General features: G+C 73.8%; 12 protein-coding genes. 4 read left to right on the forward strand and 8 right to left on the reverse strand.

Annotation, left to right across the window (positions count from 1 at the left end; genetic code table 11):
• Positions 1-10 precede the first annotated feature (10 nt).
• The 6 genes from mycP to ACQEVC_RS38730 all read right to left on the reverse strand — a co-directional run bounded on the left by mycP (position 11) and on the right by ACQEVC_RS38730 (position 6,230).
• On the reverse strand, positions 11-1,279 hold the full coding sequence (gene mycP / locus ACQEVC_RS38705; RefSeq protein WP_432888366.1) for a type VII secretion-associated serine protease mycosin: 1,269 nt from the start codon (positions 1,277-1,279) through the stop codon (positions 11-13).
• Positions 1,280-1,596: 317 nt separating this feature from the next.
• Positions 1,597-2,949 carry an LLM class flavin-dependent oxidoreductase gene (locus ACQEVC_RS38710; RefSeq protein ID WP_432888368.1) on the reverse strand — a complete coding sequence of 451 codons (1,353 nt, stop codon included), beginning with the start codon at positions 2,947-2,949 and terminating at the stop codon, positions 1,597-1,599.
• Positions 2,946-3,716, reverse strand: coding sequence for an ABC transporter ATP-binding protein (locus ACQEVC_RS38715; RefSeq protein ID WP_432888370.1), 771 nt, complete (start codon positions 3,714-3,716; stop codon positions 2,946-2,948). The genes ACQEVC_RS38710 and ACQEVC_RS38715 overlap by 4 nt, the downstream gene beginning before the upstream one ends.
• Entirely contained in the window at positions 3,692-4,564 is an 873-nt protein-coding gene (locus ACQEVC_RS38720) for an ABC transporter permease (protein WP_432888372.1), read from the reverse strand. The genes ACQEVC_RS38715 and ACQEVC_RS38720 overlap by 25 nt, the downstream gene beginning before the upstream one ends.
• Positions 4,561-5,652 (reverse strand): ABC transporter substrate-binding protein, encoded by a 1,092-nt coding sequence (locus ACQEVC_RS38725; protein WP_432888374.1) that lies wholly within the window; start codon positions 5,650-5,652, stop codon positions 4,561-4,563. Before ACQEVC_RS38725 ends, ACQEVC_RS38720 begins: the two co-directional genes overlap by 4 nt.
• Positions 5,653-5,720: 68 nt before the next feature.
• Positions 5,721-6,230 (reverse strand): flavin reductase family protein, encoded by a 510-nt coding sequence (locus tag ACQEVC_RS38730; protein WP_432888376.1) that lies wholly within the window; start codon positions 6,228-6,230, stop codon positions 5,721-5,723.
• Positions 6,231-6,993: 763 nt separating this feature from the next.
• Here ACQEVC_RS38730 and ACQEVC_RS38735 point away from each other — a divergent pair.
• The 3 genes from ACQEVC_RS38735 to ACQEVC_RS38745 all read left to right on the forward strand — a co-directional run bounded on the left by ACQEVC_RS38735 (position 6,994) and on the right by ACQEVC_RS38745 (position 10,008).
• Positions 6,994-7,584, forward strand: a complete 591-nt coding sequence (locus ACQEVC_RS38735) for a TetR/AcrR family transcriptional regulator (protein WP_432888378.1) — start codon at positions 6,994-6,996, stop codon at positions 7,582-7,584.
• Positions 7,585-7,609: 25 nt separating this feature from the next.
• Positions 7,610-8,815, forward strand: a complete 1,206-nt coding sequence (locus ACQEVC_RS38740; protein ID WP_432888380.1) for an alpha/beta fold hydrolase — start codon at positions 7,610-7,612, stop codon at positions 8,813-8,815.
• 77 nt (positions 8,816-8,892) lie between these two features.
• Positions 8,893-10,008: a hypothetical protein gene (locus tag ACQEVC_RS38745; RefSeq protein ID WP_432888382.1), complete on the forward strand. Its 1,116-nt coding sequence runs from the start codon at positions 8,893-8,895 to the stop codon at positions 10,006-10,008.
• 306 nt (positions 10,009-10,314) lie between these two features.
• Here ACQEVC_RS38745 and msrB read toward each other — a convergent pair whose 3' ends face one another.
• Positions 10,315-10,776 carry a peptide-methionine (R)-S-oxide reductase MsrB gene (gene msrB / locus ACQEVC_RS38750; protein WP_432888384.1) on the reverse strand — a complete coding sequence of 154 codons (462 nt, stop codon included), beginning with the start codon at positions 10,774-10,776 and terminating at the stop codon, positions 10,315-10,317.
• Positions 10,777-11,047: 271 nt separating this feature from the next.
• Here msrB and ACQEVC_RS38755 point away from each other — a divergent pair, with 271 nt between their 5' ends.
• Complete coding sequence (locus ACQEVC_RS38755) at positions 11,048-12,625, forward strand: alkaline phosphatase D family protein (protein ID WP_432888386.1); 1,578 nt, start codon at positions 11,048-11,050, stop codon at positions 12,623-12,625.
• Positions 12,626-12,793: 168 nt separating this feature from the next.
• Here the strand turns inward: ACQEVC_RS38755 and ACQEVC_RS38760 are convergent, their stop codons facing one another.
• A complete protein-coding gene (locus tag ACQEVC_RS38760) occupies positions 12,794-15,682 on the reverse strand; it encodes an AfsR/SARP family transcriptional regulator (RefSeq protein WP_432888389.1) in 2,889 nt (962 codons plus the stop codon).
• Between the last annotated feature and the right edge of the window lie 239 nt (positions 15,683-15,921).

Below are 15,921 nucleotides of genomic sequence, written 5' to 3' on the forward strand. Positions count from 1 at the left end.
CGTGCGGTCGTCACCTGCGTGCCGTACGCCAGCCGCGCCGGCGGCCCCGCCGGATGACCGGTACCGAGGCGAGCAGGAGCAGCGCCAGGGCGACGCCGACCACGGCGATCACCCCCGAGGCGGCGCTCACGGCGCGCAGCGGGGACGGGTGGGCGGCCGGGCGTGGCACGCTGACGGCGGCCCCGGGTTCCGGTACGCCGGCCGGGCGGAGGGCGCCGACCGCCCGTACCGGGTTGATCACCCCGTGGCCGACCTGGGAGTTCCACAGCCCGTCGGGGTGGTCGGCGGTCTGGGCGATCCGGTCCGCCACCTGGTCGGGCGAGAGCGTCGGATCGTACGACCGGACCAGCGCGGCCAGCCCCGAGACGTACCCGGTGGCGAAGCTGGTGCCGCCCTCGGCCGTGAACAGGTAGCCTCCGCCGGCCGCCGCCGGCCCGGCGATCCGCTCGCCCGGTGCGGCCACGTCCACGAAGTCGCCGCTGGTCGACGTCTGCACATGCGCGTCCGCGGCGTCGACCCCGGCGACCGCGATCACCCCCGGATAGGCCGCCGGAAAGGTCGGCTGCCCCGCCTGGACACCCGACTCACCGGTGTTGCCGGCGGCGGCGACCACCACGACCCGCTGCGCGACGGCGTGCGCGACGGCCGACCGCAACTGCCTGGTCGGCGGGGTGGTCAGCGACAGGTTGACCACGTCGGCGTCGGCCTCGTCGACCGCCCACCGGATCGCCTCGGCGATCCGCCCGGACAGGTCGGCCTCCTCCGACCTGCGCTGGTCGCGGAGCACGCGTACCGGCACGATCTCGGCTCCGGGCGCGACGCCGTAGAACCGGAAGCCGGCGCTGACCGCCTCCCGGCCGGCGATGATCCCGGCGATCAGGGTGCCGTGCCCGTTCTCGTCGCACCGGCCGTCGCCGCCGTCTGAGGAGGACAGCAGGTCCCGGCCGGGGAGGACCTTGCCGGCCAGGGTGGGGTGGTCGGCGGAGACGCCGGAGTCGACGACCGCGACCCTGACTCCCACACCGGTACTCAACGGCCAGGCCAGGTCGGGGCGGAGCCGGGTCAGCGGCCAGGGGGCGGCGGAGAGCGGATCGGTGACGGTCGGGCCGCAGCGCGCGGCCGCGTACCGGATCGACGGGGTGGCCGCTGCCGGGCTGCCGGCCGCGGCGACCAGGCCGGCCACCAGCGCGGCCGCCGCCGTACGCCGCACCGGGAACCGCCGCGGCGTCCCGACGCCCGCCGGACGCCGGATCCGTCGCGCGTCCAGGTCAGCTCGCACCCTTCGCATTATGCCGCCACGCCGGGCCGGATCGGCTCGGCCGTCCGGCGAAACTGGACAGATGTCCTATACAACAGATAGGACTAGTCCGGCCAGCGTCCGCCGGAGTTCTCCGATGCCGAGACTGTCGCGCTTCAGTCGGCTGGCCGGCCCGGTCGTCGACACGTACCCGGAGGAGCACCGCGACGAGATCGAGGAACGCGCCCGGGGCCGCAGCCGCGCAGGCTCTGCTCCACCTCCCGGACGATCCACCGCCGGGAGTTGCCCCGGTGGTGCGGGCTGGCGCCGATCTGGCCGTGTAGTCGACCATGTCACTCCTAGGAGGCGGACGTCGCGAGGGCGTCGGCGCGGAACTGGTTGGCCGGACGGGGCAGGCCGTAGTTGTCCCGCAGGGTACGACCGGTGTACTCGGTGCGGAACAGCCCGCGCCGTCGCAGGATCGGCACCACCTCCCCGACGAAGGCGGCCAGCCCGGAGGGGAGCACCGGCGGCATCACGTTGAAGCCGTCGGCGGCCCCGTTGTCCCACCAGTCCTCGATCGCCTCGGCGACCTGCTCCGGCGTACCGGCGAAAGTGCGGTGCCCGCGACCGCCGCCGAGCCGGCCGATGAGCTGGCGTACGGTCAGCCGCTCCCGGCGGGCCAGCGCGACGATCAGGGTACGCCGGCTCTTCGCCCCCTCGATCTGCTCCTCGTCGGGCAGGTCGGCCGGCAGCTCCCGGTCCAGGTGCAGGTCGTCCGGGGAGATGCCGAGCGTGATGCCGAGCTGCCGCTTGGCGTACTCCGGGACGATCAGCCGGTCCAGCTCGTCGGCGAGGGCGTGCGCCTCCGCCTCGGTGCCGCCGAGCACCGGCACGATGCCGGGCAGGATCCTGATCCCGTCCGGGTCCCGGCCCAGCGCCCGGGTCCGGGCCTTCAGGTCGGTGTAGAACGCCTGCGCCTCGGCCAGGGTCTGCTGGGCGGTGAAGACCGCCTCCGCGTACCGGGCGGCCAGCTCCTTGCCGTCGGTGGAGGACCCGGCCTGCACCAGCAGCGGGTAGCCCTGCGGCGGGCGCGGCACGTTGAGCGCCCCGGCCACCTTGAAGAACCGCCCGGCGTGCCGGGGCGGGAAGATCCGGTCCTGGTCGCCCCAGACCCCGGCCGCCTTGTCGCCGAGCGCCGCGTCGTCGGCCCAGCTGTCCCAGAGCTTGCGCGACACCTCGATGAACTCGGCGGCGCGCTCGTACCGCTCGCGGTGGGCGGGTAGTTCGTCGAGGTTGAAGTTGCGGGCCGCGTCCGCGCCGGCGGTGGTGACGATGTTCCAGCCGGCCCGGCCGCCGCTGACGTGGTCCACCGAGGCGAACCGCCGGGCCAGGTTGAACGGCTCGTTGTAGGTCGTGGACGCGGTGGCGATCAGTCCGATGTGCTCGGTCACCCCGGCCAGCGCGGTGAGCAGCACGGTCGGCTCCAGCGCCCCGGACGGCCGACGGCCGACGTTGTTCCAGAGCACCGGGCTGTCGGCCAGGAAGAGCGAGTCGAGCGTGCCGCGCTCGGCGATCCGGGCCAGTTCCTGGAAGTGCCGGACGTCGGTGTGCGCGAACGGATCACTCTCCGGCAGCCGCCAGGCCGCCTCGTGGTGCCCGACCCCCATCAGGAACGCGTTCAGGTGCAGGGTGCCCGGTCGCCGGCTCATCGTGGGGCCTCCTCGGTCTGCCTGACGCCGAGCGCGGCGAGCAGCCGCTCGCGGTGTTCCAGGAAGCCCGGATGCCGGTGCTGGCGCGGCGCCGGCAGTTCGATCGGGGTGTCCACGGTGATCCGGCCCTCCTCCAACACCAGCACCCGGTCGGCGAGCGCGACCGCCTCGTCCACGTCGTGGGTGACCAGCAGTACCGCCGGCCGGTGCCGCTCGCACAGCTCGCGGAGCAGGCCGTGCATCCGGATCCGGGTCAGCGCGTCCAGCGCGCCGAACGGCTCGTCGGCAAGCAGCAGTCTCGGCTCGCCCACCAGTGCCCGGGCCAGCGCGACCCGCTGCTGCTCGCCGCCGGAGAGCTGGTTGGGCCAGGCCCGCTCCCGACCGGCCAGCCCGACCTCGGCGAGCCGCTCCTGGCCGCGCCGGTACGCCGCCGCACCGGTCGACCCGAGTACGACGTTGGCCAGTACCCGCTGCCAGGGCAGCAGCCGGGCGTCCTGGAAGATCACCGAGGAGTTCCCCGGTACGTCGACCAGCCCCTCCCCGGCCACGTCCGGGTCGAGCCCGGCCAGCGCCCGCAGCAGGGTGCTCTTGCCCGAGCCGCTGCGGCCCAGCAGGGCGACGAACTCGTTCTCGCCGATCTCCAGGTCGAGCCCGTCGAGCACGGTACGCCCGCCGAAGCGCCGGGTCAGGCCCCGCACCCGGACCACCGGCCCGGTGCCGGCCTCGGCGGCGGCGTCGACGGTCAGTCCGCCAGGGTGCGTCGCCATGACAGTGCCCTCCTCTGTACGAGCCGGACGGCGCCGTCGGAGAGCAGTCCGAGGATGCCGTAGAGCACCAGGCCGACGATGATGACGTCGGTCTGGCCGTACTGTCGGGCCAGCTCCATCAGGTAGCCGATCCCGCTGGTCGAGTTGATCTGCTCGACCACCACCAGGGCGAGCCAGGCGGAGACCACCGCGAACCGCAGGCCGAGCAGGAAGCCGGGCAGCGCGCCCGGCAGCACCACCCGGCGGACGAACCGGGCGGGACTCAGCCGCAGCGACTCGGCCAGTTCCACGTAACGTTGGTCGATGCTGCGCAGCCCGTTGTGGGTGTGGATGTAGACCGGCACGAAGACGCCGAGCACGATGGTGACGACCTTCATCCGCTCGTCGATGCCGAGCCAGAGGATCAGCAGCGGCAGCAGCGCCAGCGCGGGGATCGCCCGCTTGATCTGCACCGGCCCGTCGATGACCGCCTCGCCCCACCGGCTCAGCCCGGCGGCCAGGGCCAGCACGGTACCGATCAGCACCCCGAAGGCCAGGCCGAACCCGGCCCGCTGCGTGGAGATCAGCAGGCTCTCCTGGAGCCGCCCGCTGGCGATCAGGTCGCCGGTGGTGGTCACCACCGTCCACGGCGCCGACAGGGTCCGTTCGTCGAGCAGGCCGGTCAGCGAGCCGAGCGTCCAGGCCCCGAGCAGCAGCAGCGGCCCGATCGCCGCGCCGAACGGGATCGGCCGGCCCGGGCCGAGCCGGCGTCGTCGGCGGGCGTCCCGATGCCGTACGGCGGGGGTCACCGGCTCCCGGGCCGGCGCCGGGGTCGGCCGGGCGGTCAGCGGATCAACCTGGGTCGTCACTTCACTCCCTCCCGGAACGCGGCCGCACCGAGCGGCTCGTACCGCCGGTCGTAGAGGTCGGCCGCGTCCAGCGGCTTGTTGCCGGTCTCCTTGGCGAGCAGGTCGATGGTCTGCTGGTGCCGGGCGATCACCTCGGACCAGTCGGCCGGGATGTCCGGCACTCCGGCGTTGTCGACCAACCACCGGCCGTCCTCACGGGACAGACCCTGGTCCTTGACGTAGTACCGCTCGATCCACTCGTCCGGGTTCTGCTCGATCCACACCCAGGCCCGCGCCCAGCGCTGCACGTACTCGCGGATCGCCGCCGCCTTCGCGGGATCCTGGAGGACCCGGTCGGGCGCGTAGAGGTGGCCGGGGTCGTCGCGCAGACCGTGCGAGATGGTGGTGCCGCCGTCCCTGCCGTACTTGGCCAGGTAGCGCTTGATGTTGATGCCGCCGATCGGCGCCACGTCGACCTGGCGGCTGGCCAGCGCGGTCGGGTACACGTCACCGGTGCTGGCCAGCTCCACCAGCTTGACGTCGTCCTTGGCCAGTCCGGCCCGGTGCAGCACCCGCAGCACCAGCGCACCCTGCGCCTGCCCCGGGCTGTAGGCGATCCGCTTGCCGCGCAGGTCGGCGAGGCCGCCGACGCCGGCACCGGGGGCGATGCCGAGCTGGTAGATCGGGTGGTTGACCGGGTCCTGCCGGAACCTGGCCGCGACGATCCGGGTGGGCAGACCGGTCCAGGCGGCGTGGATCGGTGGGATGTCGGCGACCGAGCCGAGGTCGAGCGCGCCGGCGCGGAACGCCTCCAGCGTCTCCGGACCGCCGCTGATGTTCGCCCAGGAGACCTCGAAGCTGAACCGCTCCGCCTCGCCGGAGAACTCGATCGCCTTCTGGATCTCCTTGTCGCCGACCCGCAGCACCGTGCCGCCCGGTACCTCGGCCGGCAGTGGCGCGTCGAAGGCCAGCCGGACCGTGGGTGCGTCGTCGCCGGCACAGCCGGCGAGTCCGGCCGCCGCCACCCCGAGGGCGGCGCCGAGGAGGGTACGCCGACGGAGCACCGGCGGCCCGGAGCGGGCAGAGGCGGGATGGGGCGGAGGTGACATGGCGGACTCCTGCGCGACGGGCCCCTGCGGGGGCCGGCGGACTGGATCGGAGGGAAACGACGGAGTGTTCAGGCGGCGAGCGAGGCGTACCGCCCCATGTGGTAGAGCAGCGGCGCCTCGCCGTCCTCGGTGTGTTCACCGGCGAGCGGCTCGGCCAGCACGATCGCGTGGTCACCGGCGACGACGCGTTCGACGACCCGGCACACCAGCCAGGCCACCGGCCCGTCCAGCAGCGGCACCCCGTACGGGCCGGGGCGCCACCCGGGGTGCTGGGCAAACCGGTCGATGCCGCTGGTCGCGAACGTACGGGCCACCTCGTGCTGCCCCTGCGCGAGCAGGTGTACGGCGACGTGCCCGGTACTGGCCACGGTCGGCCAACTCGACGACGTCCGGGCCAGGCAGAAGGAGACCAGCGGCGGGTGCAGCGAGACCGAGGTGAACGAGGTCGCGGTGAAGCCGACCGGCGGTTCCCCGGCAGCGGTCACCACGGTCACCGAAGCGGCCTGCCGGCGCAGCAGCGCCCGGAACCGCGGCGCGTCGATCGGGGTGTCGAGCGAGGTGACATCGGTGACGGTCATGACGTCTCTCCTAACCGGCCGGGAACTGCCGCCGTTCGACGACAGGTGGGCAGCGACCATCGCCGGCGCGGTCCGTCACGGAGGAGGGAGCGCCGGTCTCGGTGGAATGGATCAGGAAGGCGAGGTCGCCCGCACGACGGTGTGCGGCGGGATGACGTGTGGCGGGTTCAGCGGGCGGCGACCGCCCGCCCCCGCGGGGCGAACGTGGCGGCGTAGCCGGGCGCGAACCGACGCGGCCGGCGGAGGGCCGGGACGGTCGAGGTCAGCGGGGACAGCCTGCGCTGGCGTGACGCGCCAGGTCGATGTGCAGGCGGCTGACGAGGAGGAGTACGTATCGCCGCTGCATGTGATCCATCCTGCGGGGCCGGTCGGACCCGGTCAACGCCGTTCCAGACTATGAGAAGCAGCCGGTACAGAGCCCCCGACGGGACGCACGGCGGGCAGCACACATCGGTTGTCGTCGTTCATCTTCCCGCGTAGCAGCAGCTAAATGGCTAGTTCACATCCGCGATGCCGACGGCAATGGGGTCTCGACAACAACCTACTAAGCCGATGGGGTTTCAGATATATAAAGTCAGCGGACGACGGCGGTCCGGCCGGCCGGAGAGGCCGGGCGACCGTTGGTGACCTCCGACTTCTCCACCGCCGGAGTGGCCGCCCACTACGACGGTGACCACCTCGCCGAACTCCCCGGCGCGGCGCCGGTGCACCGTACCGGCGCGCACCCTTGGCAGGATGCGAACGACCGTGCTATCAATGGCGGGTGAGCAAGGGTGCGGCCACCCGACAGGCGGTGCTGGCGGAGGCGACCGAGGTCGCCAGCCGGCTCGGTCTCGGCGGCCTCACGATCGGCTCGCTCGCCGCCCGGCTGGACATGTCCAAGAGCGGCCTGTTCGCGCACTTCCGCTCCAAGGAGGCACTGCACCTCCAGGTGCTCGGTTACGCCCGGGACGCCTTCACCGCCGAGGTGGTCCGTCCGGCGCTGCGCGCCCCCCGGGGCGAGGCCCGGATGCGGGCGCTCTTCGACAATTGGATGCGCAGCGTCAACGTCGCCGCCGCCTGCCTCTTCGTCTCGGCCTCCACCGAGTTCGACGACCAGCCCGGTCCGGTCCGGGACCAACTGGTCGCCGACCATCGGGACCTCTCCGACGTCATCGCGCAGATCTTCCGGACCGGGATCGCCGAGGGCCAGTTCGACGAGGCCGCCGACCCCGAGCGGTTCGCCCACGACCTGCACAGCGTCATGCTCGGCGCCTTCCACGCGCGGCGCCTGTTGAACGATCCGCGCACCGAGACCTGGGCCCGGCAGGCCTTCGAGGCCCTGCTCGACGCCGCCCGGCCGAAGCCCGACTGACCGCACCACAACCCGAGGAGCCGTCATGACCAGTCCACCCGTCCGGCACGAGAAAAGCACGATCGTTCGTACCATTCGCCGCGCCGCCGTGGCCGGTGGGTTGCGGGTCGTCTTCGGTACCCTCGAACACCTGGCGCCGGCGGCCGGCGGCCGGCTCGCGCTGCGGCTCTGGTGCACCCCGCCCCGCCGACGCACCGCCGCCCCCACCGTGCCGGCCGGGCCGGGTGCCACCACCTTCACCGGCCCGTACGACGGCGCCCCGTTCACCGTCGAGGTCAACGGCGGTACGGTCACCGGCCGGGCCTGGGGCAGCGGCCCCCTCGTCTACCTGGCACACGGCTGGGGCGGCTCCGCCAGCCAACTGCACGGTTTCGTCCCCACGCTGGTGGCGGCCGGCTACCGGGTGGTCACCTGGGACGCGCTCAGTCACGGCCGGTCCGGACCGGGCGTACTCGGCCCGCACCGCGCCACGCTCAGCGAGTTCGCCGACGCGCTGACGGCGGTCGTCCGGGCCCACGGCCCGGCGCACGCCGTGATCGCCCACTCGCTCGGCGCCAGCGCGACCGGGCTCGCCGTCCTCGACGGGCTGCCGGTGCGCCGGCTGGTGATGATCGCCCCGATGGCCGACCCCCTCCCCTACATCCAGGCGTTCCGGCGGACCCTCGGCATCGGCCCGGTGATCGCTGACCGGCTCATCGCGGCGATGGAGTCGCTGGTCGGCCGGCCGATCACCGACTACGACCTGGGAACACGAGCCGACCGGGCCGGCGAACTGCCGCCGCTGCTGGTCGTGCAGGACCGCAACGACCGGGAGGTGTACCCGACCGACGGCGTCACCATGGCCACCGCCTGGCCGGGCCGGCTGCACCGCACCGACGGGCTCGGGCACGGGCGCGTCCTGGCCGACCCCGAGGTCGTACGCCGGGCGGCCGACTTCGTCCGCGAGTCTGGAAACGCTGCCCACGCCGGGCCCCACCGCAGCACCGCCACCGCCACCGCCACCAGCACTGGCCCGATACCAGGCGCCGCCCCGAACGGCTCGACCGTCACCGGTTCTGCCGGCGGGCGACCACTACCCGGCACGGTCACCGGCCCTGCCGTGCGGCGCCCGCTGCGCGGCACCGGCGAGATGCGTCCGGCACCGCAGGAAGACCCGCGTCCGGCACCGCAGGAAGACCCGCTTCCGGTACCGCCGGAGAAGGCACCTCCGATACCGCAGGAGGCGACATGACGGACGACGGTACCGCGACGGGCTGACCCTGCCGGGTACCCGGCTCGAAACGTGAAACCCCGTGCCACACTTGCCGGATGCGGCGCCTGGTGACCCTCGTGGCGGCGGCGGTGCTGGTCCTTCCGGTCGGTGGCGCGGCAGGCCGGCCCGCCGCTGCCGGGCAACCACCCGGGCAGGCAGCGGGCCTCCGCGCCGCCGGCGGCACCCCGGTCTGCACCGTCGACGACAAGCGGCTACCCGAGGTCTCCGGGCTGGCCGCCACCGAGGACGGCTACGTGGTGGTCAACGACAGCTCCGATGTGGACAACCGACGGCGGATCTTTTTCCTCGACCAGGACTGCGCGGTCACCCGCTCCGTCCGCTATCCGTCCCGGCCCCGGGACACCGAGGACCTGGCCAGGGCCCCGGACGGCACCATCTGGATCGGCGACATCGGCGACAACGACCGGGTACGCGAGACCATCGCACTCTGGAAGCTGGCTCCGGATGCGCAGTCGCCGGTGCTGCACCGGGTCAGCTATCCGGACGGCGCGCACGATGCGGAGGCGCTGCTGCTCTCCGGCGACGGCACCCCGATCATCGTCACCAAGGACTCCGGCACGCCCGGTCTCTACGCCCCGGCCCGGGCGCTGCGGGCCGGGCAGACCACTCCGCTGCGCAGGGTCGGGCAGTTCACCCTGCCGAGGAGCACCACCAGCAATCCTTTCTCGATCTTCGGACGGCAGCTCGTCACCGGCGGCGGGGTCGCCCCGGACGGCAGCCGGGTGGTCCTGCGCACCTACGCCGACGCCCTGGAGTTCGACGTACCCGACGGCGACGTGGTCCGCGCCGTCACCGAGGGGACGCCCCGGGTCGTACCGCTGCCCGACGAGCCACAGGGTGAGACGGTCACGTACGCCCCGGACGGCAGTGCGCTGCTGACACTCTCGGAGAAGGGGGACGGCGAGTCCGCCGCCGACCCGGTGCTGCTGCGCTATCCGATGGCGGATCGGGAGCCGAAGCCCTCCCCCTCGCCCAGTACCCATGCCACTCCCGGCGACAGGCCGTTCGACCGGGGCCGGGCAGCGGAATCGAGCCAGGACGTCACCGGCGCCTTCGTCGGTGCGGTGGCGGTGACGCTGCTGGTCCTGGTGGCGGTCGGCGGATTCGCCATCTGGCGGGCCCGCCGCCGGCCATCCGCCCGAGGCCGCTAGACCGCCCCTTCCTGACATTGCACGGTAGGAACGAATCGGCACCCCCCGGCACCTACAACGCCAACCAATTCACCAGCTTCGCCCGCCCAGCAAAAACCACCCCCACACCGACCGCAGGACCTTCACCTGGACATCAGAGGCGTTACCCGGGAGGTGTAACGCCTCTGATGTCCAGGTGAGTGAGACAGCGCGGGCGGTGAGGCGTCGAACTGCGCCCGGGGTCAGTGCCGGGCTGCGGTGGCGTCGCCTGAGCCGCCTTCGTCGCCGGGGTGGGAGCCGTCGACCCCACCCGCTGACCACAGAGGCTCAGCCTCCGTCGGCGCCGTCGAAGAGTCGGCGGTACTCGCCGTAGCCCTCGCGTTCGAGGTCGGCCAGCGGGACGAAGCGCAACGCGGCGGAGTTCATGCAGTACCGCATCCCGCCCCGCTCCCGCGGGCCGTCGTCGAAGAGGTGCCCGAGGTGGCTGTCCCCGTGTGCCGACCGCACCTCGGTACGGACCATCCCGAGGGTCGTGTCGTCGATCGCCACCACGTTCGCCGGTTCGATCGGCGCGGTGAAACTCGGCCACCCGGTACCGCTGTCGTACTTGTCGACCGAGGCGAACAGCGGCTCGCCGGAGACGACGTCAACGTAGATGCCGGGCTCCTTGGTGTCCCAGTAGGCGTTCCGGAACGGCGGTTCCGTCCCGCTCTCCTGGGTGACGTGGTACTGCTGCTGGGACAGCCGGGAAACGGCCTCCGGGTCCTTGCGGTACTCCTTCGACGCCACGGGTCCTCCTTGCCCGGATCCTGCCCGCCACGGGTGCGCCGGGCACTGTGCCACCGCCGGAAGGCGCTGGTCGCGCGGGCGGCAGAGCCGCAGTTCCCTACCCGGCCGGCGGCACCGGAAACCCCGCTGCCCCGCCGTGCGGGTCCGCCTCGCCCGGGGGGCAGCCGTTCGCGTGCGGTTGAGGCGCTGGTCACCGAAGCCGGGTGGTCAGGCAACGTCCGGTCGGTAGACCTCGGTCCGATCGGAGTTTCCACCCAGATTCGGAGGACCGATGACCGCACTTGATCGGCGTACCCTGCTCCGCGCCGGCCTGACCACCGGAGCCGGACTCGCCGGCGGCGCGCTGCTCGGCGGCGCCGCCGCGACCGCCGCCCGCGACGGGGCCACCCGGTCCGGCGCGCCCGGCTGGCGGCCCGGCGGACGGCCGGTGCTCACCCACGGGGTGCAGAGCGGCGACGCGACCGCGCACTCCGCCGTGGTGTGGACCCGGGCGGACCGGGCCGGGCGGCTGCACCTCGAGGTCGGCCGCCGTCCCGATCTGCGCGGCGCCCGCCGGGTCCGCGGCCCGGTGCTCGACCCGCGCGGCGACTTCACCGGCAAGGTACGCCTGACCGGGTTGCCCGCCGGAGAACGGCTCTACTACCGGGCCCGGGTGGAGAGCCTGGATCGGCCCGGCCTGTTCAGCGAGCCGCTCGACGGCAGCCTGCGCACCGCCCCCGGGGACCGGCGCGACGACATCCGGTTCGTCTGGACCGGTGACATCGCCGGCCAGGGTTGGGGCATCGCGCCCGACCTCGGCGGCATGGGCATCTTCCGCGCCATGCGGAAGGTACGCCCCGACTTCTACCTGTGCAGCGGCGACACCGTCTACGCCGACGGTCCGCTGACCGAGACGGTGGCACTGCCCGACGGACGGATCTGGCGCAACATCGTCACCCCGGAGAAGAGCAAGGTCGCCGAAACCCTGGCCGAGTACCGGGGACAGTTCGCCTACAACCTGCTCGACGAGCACTTCCGAGCGTTCGTCGCCGAAGTGCCGCAGGTCAACCAGTGGGACGACCACGAGGTGACGAACAACTGGTACCCGGGCGAGATCCTGGACGACGCCCGGTACACCGAGCGTCGGGTCGACGTGCTGGCCGCCCGGGCCCGCCAGGCGTTCCACGAGTGGGTGCCGACCCCGTCCGACGGGCGGCTCTACCGGCGGCTGCCGTACGGGCCGCTGCTGGACCTCTTCGTGCTGGACATGCGCACGCACAAGGATCCCAACGACGGCAACACGTACGCCGACCCGTTGCGCGGGCTGCTCGGCCGCGAGCAGCGGGAGTGGCTGGTCCGGGAACTGAAGCGGTCGACGGCGACCTGGAAGGTGATCGCCGCCGACCTGCCGATCGGCCTGGTGGTGCCGGACGGCGCGACCGCGCAGGAGGGCATCGCCCAGGGCGACGGCGGCGTACCGGCCGGCCGTGAACTGGAGTTCGCCGAGGTCCTGCGCGCCACGCACCGCGCCGGGGTACGCGGAATCGTCTTCCTCACCGCCGACGTGCACTACACGGCGGCACACCACTACGACCCGGCCCGGGCGGCGGTCGCCGACTTCACCCCGTTCTGGGAGTTCGTCTCCGGACCCGCGCACGCCGGCGCGTTCGGGCCGAACACCCTGGACGGCACGTTCGGCCCCCGGGCGGTCTTCGTGCACGCCCCGCCCCGGGCGAACACCTCGCCGGCCGAGGGATTCCAGCACTTCGGCGAGGTGGCGATCGACGGCCCCTCCGGCGCGCTGACCGTGCACCTGCGGGACCAGGACGGCCGTACACTGTGGACGACGACGCTGCCGGCGCCGCGCTGACCGGAGGAGTTGCGGGACCGGCCGAGGGCCGGGTCGGTCGACTGTCGGCCCGGCCCTCCGGCCTCTCGTGCTGCGGGTGCCGGACCAGCTCATCGCCGAGATCACCGCGTTCGACGCGCACCTGTCCGCGGCGTTCGGGCTGCCGGCCAGCCGCTGGCCCGACCCCCCTCACCACCGGCGGGACGCGGAGCCGTCGGCGCCGACTCCGGTCCCGACCACCTGGCCCGGGTGGTCGAGCGCGGCGAGCTTGGTACGCACCTTCCCCGCCTCGACGTGGTCGACCTCGCCGAGCAGCTCCAACGCCTCCCGCCAGACGTCCCCGGCGGCGCGCAGGTCTCCGAAGGCGTGGTGGGTGTCGCCGACGTGCGACAGCGTGATGCCCTCCAGGTGGCGGTCACCGAGCGCCCGGTAGAGCCGCAGCGCGTGGTCGTAGCAGCGCAGCGACCGGGACCGGTGGCCGAGATGGTGGTGCGCCCGCCCCAGACTCTCCCAGGTGTTGGCCTGGCCGTTGCGGTCGTCGAGTTCCTGGAGCTGGACGAGGGCCTGCTCGCAGTAGGCCAGCGCCGAGACATGGTCCTCCAGCAGGGTGTGGTACCAGCCGACCGCGTTGCGCGCCCGCGCCTCCCCGTGCCGGTTACCGGCGGCCTGGAGCAGCCCGAGCGCCCGCCGGGCGTGGTCGAGCGCCTCGGGGAGCTGCCCCCGCCGCTCCCACATCAGCGACAGGTTCAGGTGGGTGTGGCCCTGCCCTACCTGGTCACCGGAGCGGCCGTACAGTTCCAGGGCGTTGCGGAGCTGGGTGTCCGCGTCGTCGAGGCGGGCCAGCCGGGTGTAGGCGCGGGCGAGGAACCGGTGCGCGACCGCCTGGGCCGCCGGTTCGGCCAGCCGGCGGGCGGCGGCCACCGCGGCGCGCTGGGTACCGACCAGGTCGTACCAGTGGCTGCTCCGGTCCAGGTAGGTGCCGAGTGCCCAGCCGAGCTGCCACGTCTGCACGTCGCGTCCGGTGCTGGCGGCGTGTTCGAGGACGGCCAGCAGCACGACGCGTTCGGCGGCGAACCAGTCCAGCGCCCGCTGGTGGTCGGCGGGACGCTCCGGGGTGACTCCGGGGCGCGACCGGCCGAGCGGAAGAGGACTCGGCTCGGTCCGCAGCAGCCCGTCGGCGGCGTCCGCGCTGTACACGTAGTGGGCGAGCAGCCGGTCGACGGCGGCCCGACGCCGCCGCTCCGAGTCGAACCGCTCGGCCACCTCGGCCGCGTACGCCCGCAGCAGGTCGTGCGGGGCGTACCGGCCGTCGGACCGCTGCCCGACCAGGTTCGAGCGGGTCAGCTCGGCCAGCGTCTCCCGGGTCTCGGCCGGCGGCCGGCCGGCGAGACTTGCCGCGGCGGCGGCCGAGAGGTCCGGCCCGGGATGCAGGCCGAGCAGCCGGAACAGTCGCGCGGCGGCGGGACTGAGCGACCGGTACGACCAGGAGAAGACCGCCCTCAGGTCGGTGGTCGGGTCGCCGGTGCTCAACGCGTCGAGCCGGTCGGCGCCCCGGCGTAGCTGGCCGGCCAGGTCGGTCAGGGAGAGGTCACGGCTGGTGGCGACCCGGGCGGCCACGATCGCCAGCGCCAGCGGCAGCCCGGCACACCGGGCCAGGATGTCGGCCACCGCCTGCGGCTCGTCGCCGGCCCGGTGCCCGCCGATCCGCCGCAGCAGCAGTTCCCGGGCCTCCCGGGCCGGCAGCGGGTCCACCGGCACCGGCCCGGCACCCTCGATCGCCACCAGGTCCGCCAACCGGGCCCGGCTGGTGATCACGACCAGGCAGCCGGGCCCGCCGGGCAGCAGCGGGCGAAGCTGGGCGGCGTCCCGGGCGTTGTCCAGCAGCACCAGCATCCGCCGGTGGAACATCTGGCTTCGGTAGAGCGCGGCCTGCGCGTCGAGGTCGGTCGGGATCCGCTCGGCGGGCACTCCGAGCGCGTCGAGGAACTGCCGCACCGCCTCGGCCGGGTGCACCGCCGGACCGGCCGGGTCGAAGCCGCGCAGGTTGACGTAGAGCTGGCCGTCGGGAAACCGGTGCGCCACCTGGTGCGCCCAGTGCACCGCCAGGCTGGTCTTGCCGACGCCGGCCGTGCCGGAGACCACGGCGATCACGGTCGCCGCCGGTCCGGGCGGCCGGGTCGCCCGGTCCAGCAGCCCGTCGAGCCGGGACAGCTCGACCGTCCGGCCGGTGAACTCCGCCAGGTCCGCCGGAAGCTGCGCCGGCTTGGGCGCGCCCCGGGCCGCCCCGACGGTCACGGTCTCCGGTCCGGTCGGGTGGGCGGTCGGCTCCTCGTCGTGCAACAGCGCGGTGTGTGCGGCCGCCAGCGCCGGCCCGGGGGCCACACCGAGGTCGTCGGCGAGCCGCCGGCGCACCTCGTGGTACGCGGCGAACGCCTGCCCCCGCCGCCCGGCCGCGTGGTACGCCCGGATCAGCCGGGCGTGCGCCGCCTCGTCAAGTGGCGCGGCGACCGCCGCCTCCGCCAGGATCGGCAACCCCTCGGCGGCCCGACCGCCGGCGATCATCACCTCGCCGTACCGGCCGAGTGCCGCCTGCCGCTCGCTGGCCAGCGCGACCACCTTCGGATGGCTCGCCAGGGTGGGGATGTCGGCCAGCGGCGGGCCGTGCCACAGCGCCAGTGCCTCGCCGAGCAGTTCCGCCGCCGCGTCGAGCTGCCCGCGCCGCTGCGCGGTCGCCGCCGCGTCGATCCGATGCCGGAACCGCGTGACGTCCAGCCCGGCGTCGGGCAGGTGCAGCGCGTAGCCGTCGCCGACCAGCCGCAACACGGTGCCCTGGTCCCGGGGGCGCCGCTCCGGCTCCAGCAGCCGGCGCAGGTGCTTGACGTGGGTCTGGATGACGTTCGCGGCGCTGGTCGGCGGCTCCCGGTCGTACCAGAGCCCGCTCATGAGTTCGGCGCGCAGCAGCGGCTTGCCGCCGGCCAGCGCCAGCAGGCCCAGCACCACCCGGCGGGCGGCGGGCCCCAGGTCGAGCGATTCACCGTCGCGCCAGGCCCGCACCGGACCGAGCAGCTGAATCCGCACGAGCGCCCCCCGCCGTCCGTCCACCGCCGCCGCGCGCAGGATGATCCGGATGCGGCGGCCAACTGCGTCGAACTTAGATCAGCGCCGGTTGATGTGCCTATCGGACCAACGGCGGTTTCCGGACGTACGCCCGACCACCGGCCCGGCTGAGCTCGCGTCAGTTCCGCAGCCAGGCCCTGGTCGCCGTCGCGGGCTTCCACATGACCCTGTCGTACCAACCGGGCAGGGCGCCCGAGGTC

It is taken from the genome of Plantactinospora sp. CA-294935 (genome assembly GCF_050936445.1).
Taxonomy (GTDB): Bacteria; Actinomycetota; Actinomycetes; order Mycobacteriales; family Micromonosporaceae; genus Plantactinospora.

What these genes read in the sequence shown, in the direction of transcription:
- ACQEVC_RS38710 (WP_432888368.1), bottom strand. Translation starts at nt 2,949, where the DNA reads ATGAGCCGGCGACCGGGCACCCTGCACCTGAACGCGTTCCTGATGGGG.
- ACQEVC_RS38725 (WP_432888374.1), bottom strand. Translation starts at nt 5,652, where the DNA reads ATGTCACCTCCGCCCCATCCCGCCTCTGCCCGCTCCGGGCCGCCGGTG.
- ACQEVC_RS38715 (WP_432888370.1), bottom strand. Translation starts at nt 3,716, where the DNA reads ATGGCGACGCACCCTGGCGGACTGACCGTCGACGCCGCCGCCGAGGCC.
- ACQEVC_RS38745 (WP_432888382.1), top strand. Translation starts at nt 8,893, where the DNA reads ATGCGGCGCCTGGTGACCCTCGTGGCGGCGGCGGTGCTGGTCCTTCCG.
- ACQEVC_RS38755 (WP_432888386.1), top strand. Translation starts at nt 11,048, where the DNA reads ATGACCGCACTTGATCGGCGTACCCTGCTCCGCGCCGGCCTGACCACC.
- ACQEVC_RS38730 (WP_432888376.1), bottom strand. Translation starts at nt 6,230, where the DNA reads ATGACCGTCACCGATGTCACCTCGCTCGACACCCCGATCGACGCGCCG.
- ACQEVC_RS38740 (WP_432888380.1), top strand. Translation starts at nt 7,610, where the DNA reads ATGACCAGTCCACCCGTCCGGCACGAGAAAAGCACGATCGTTCGTACC.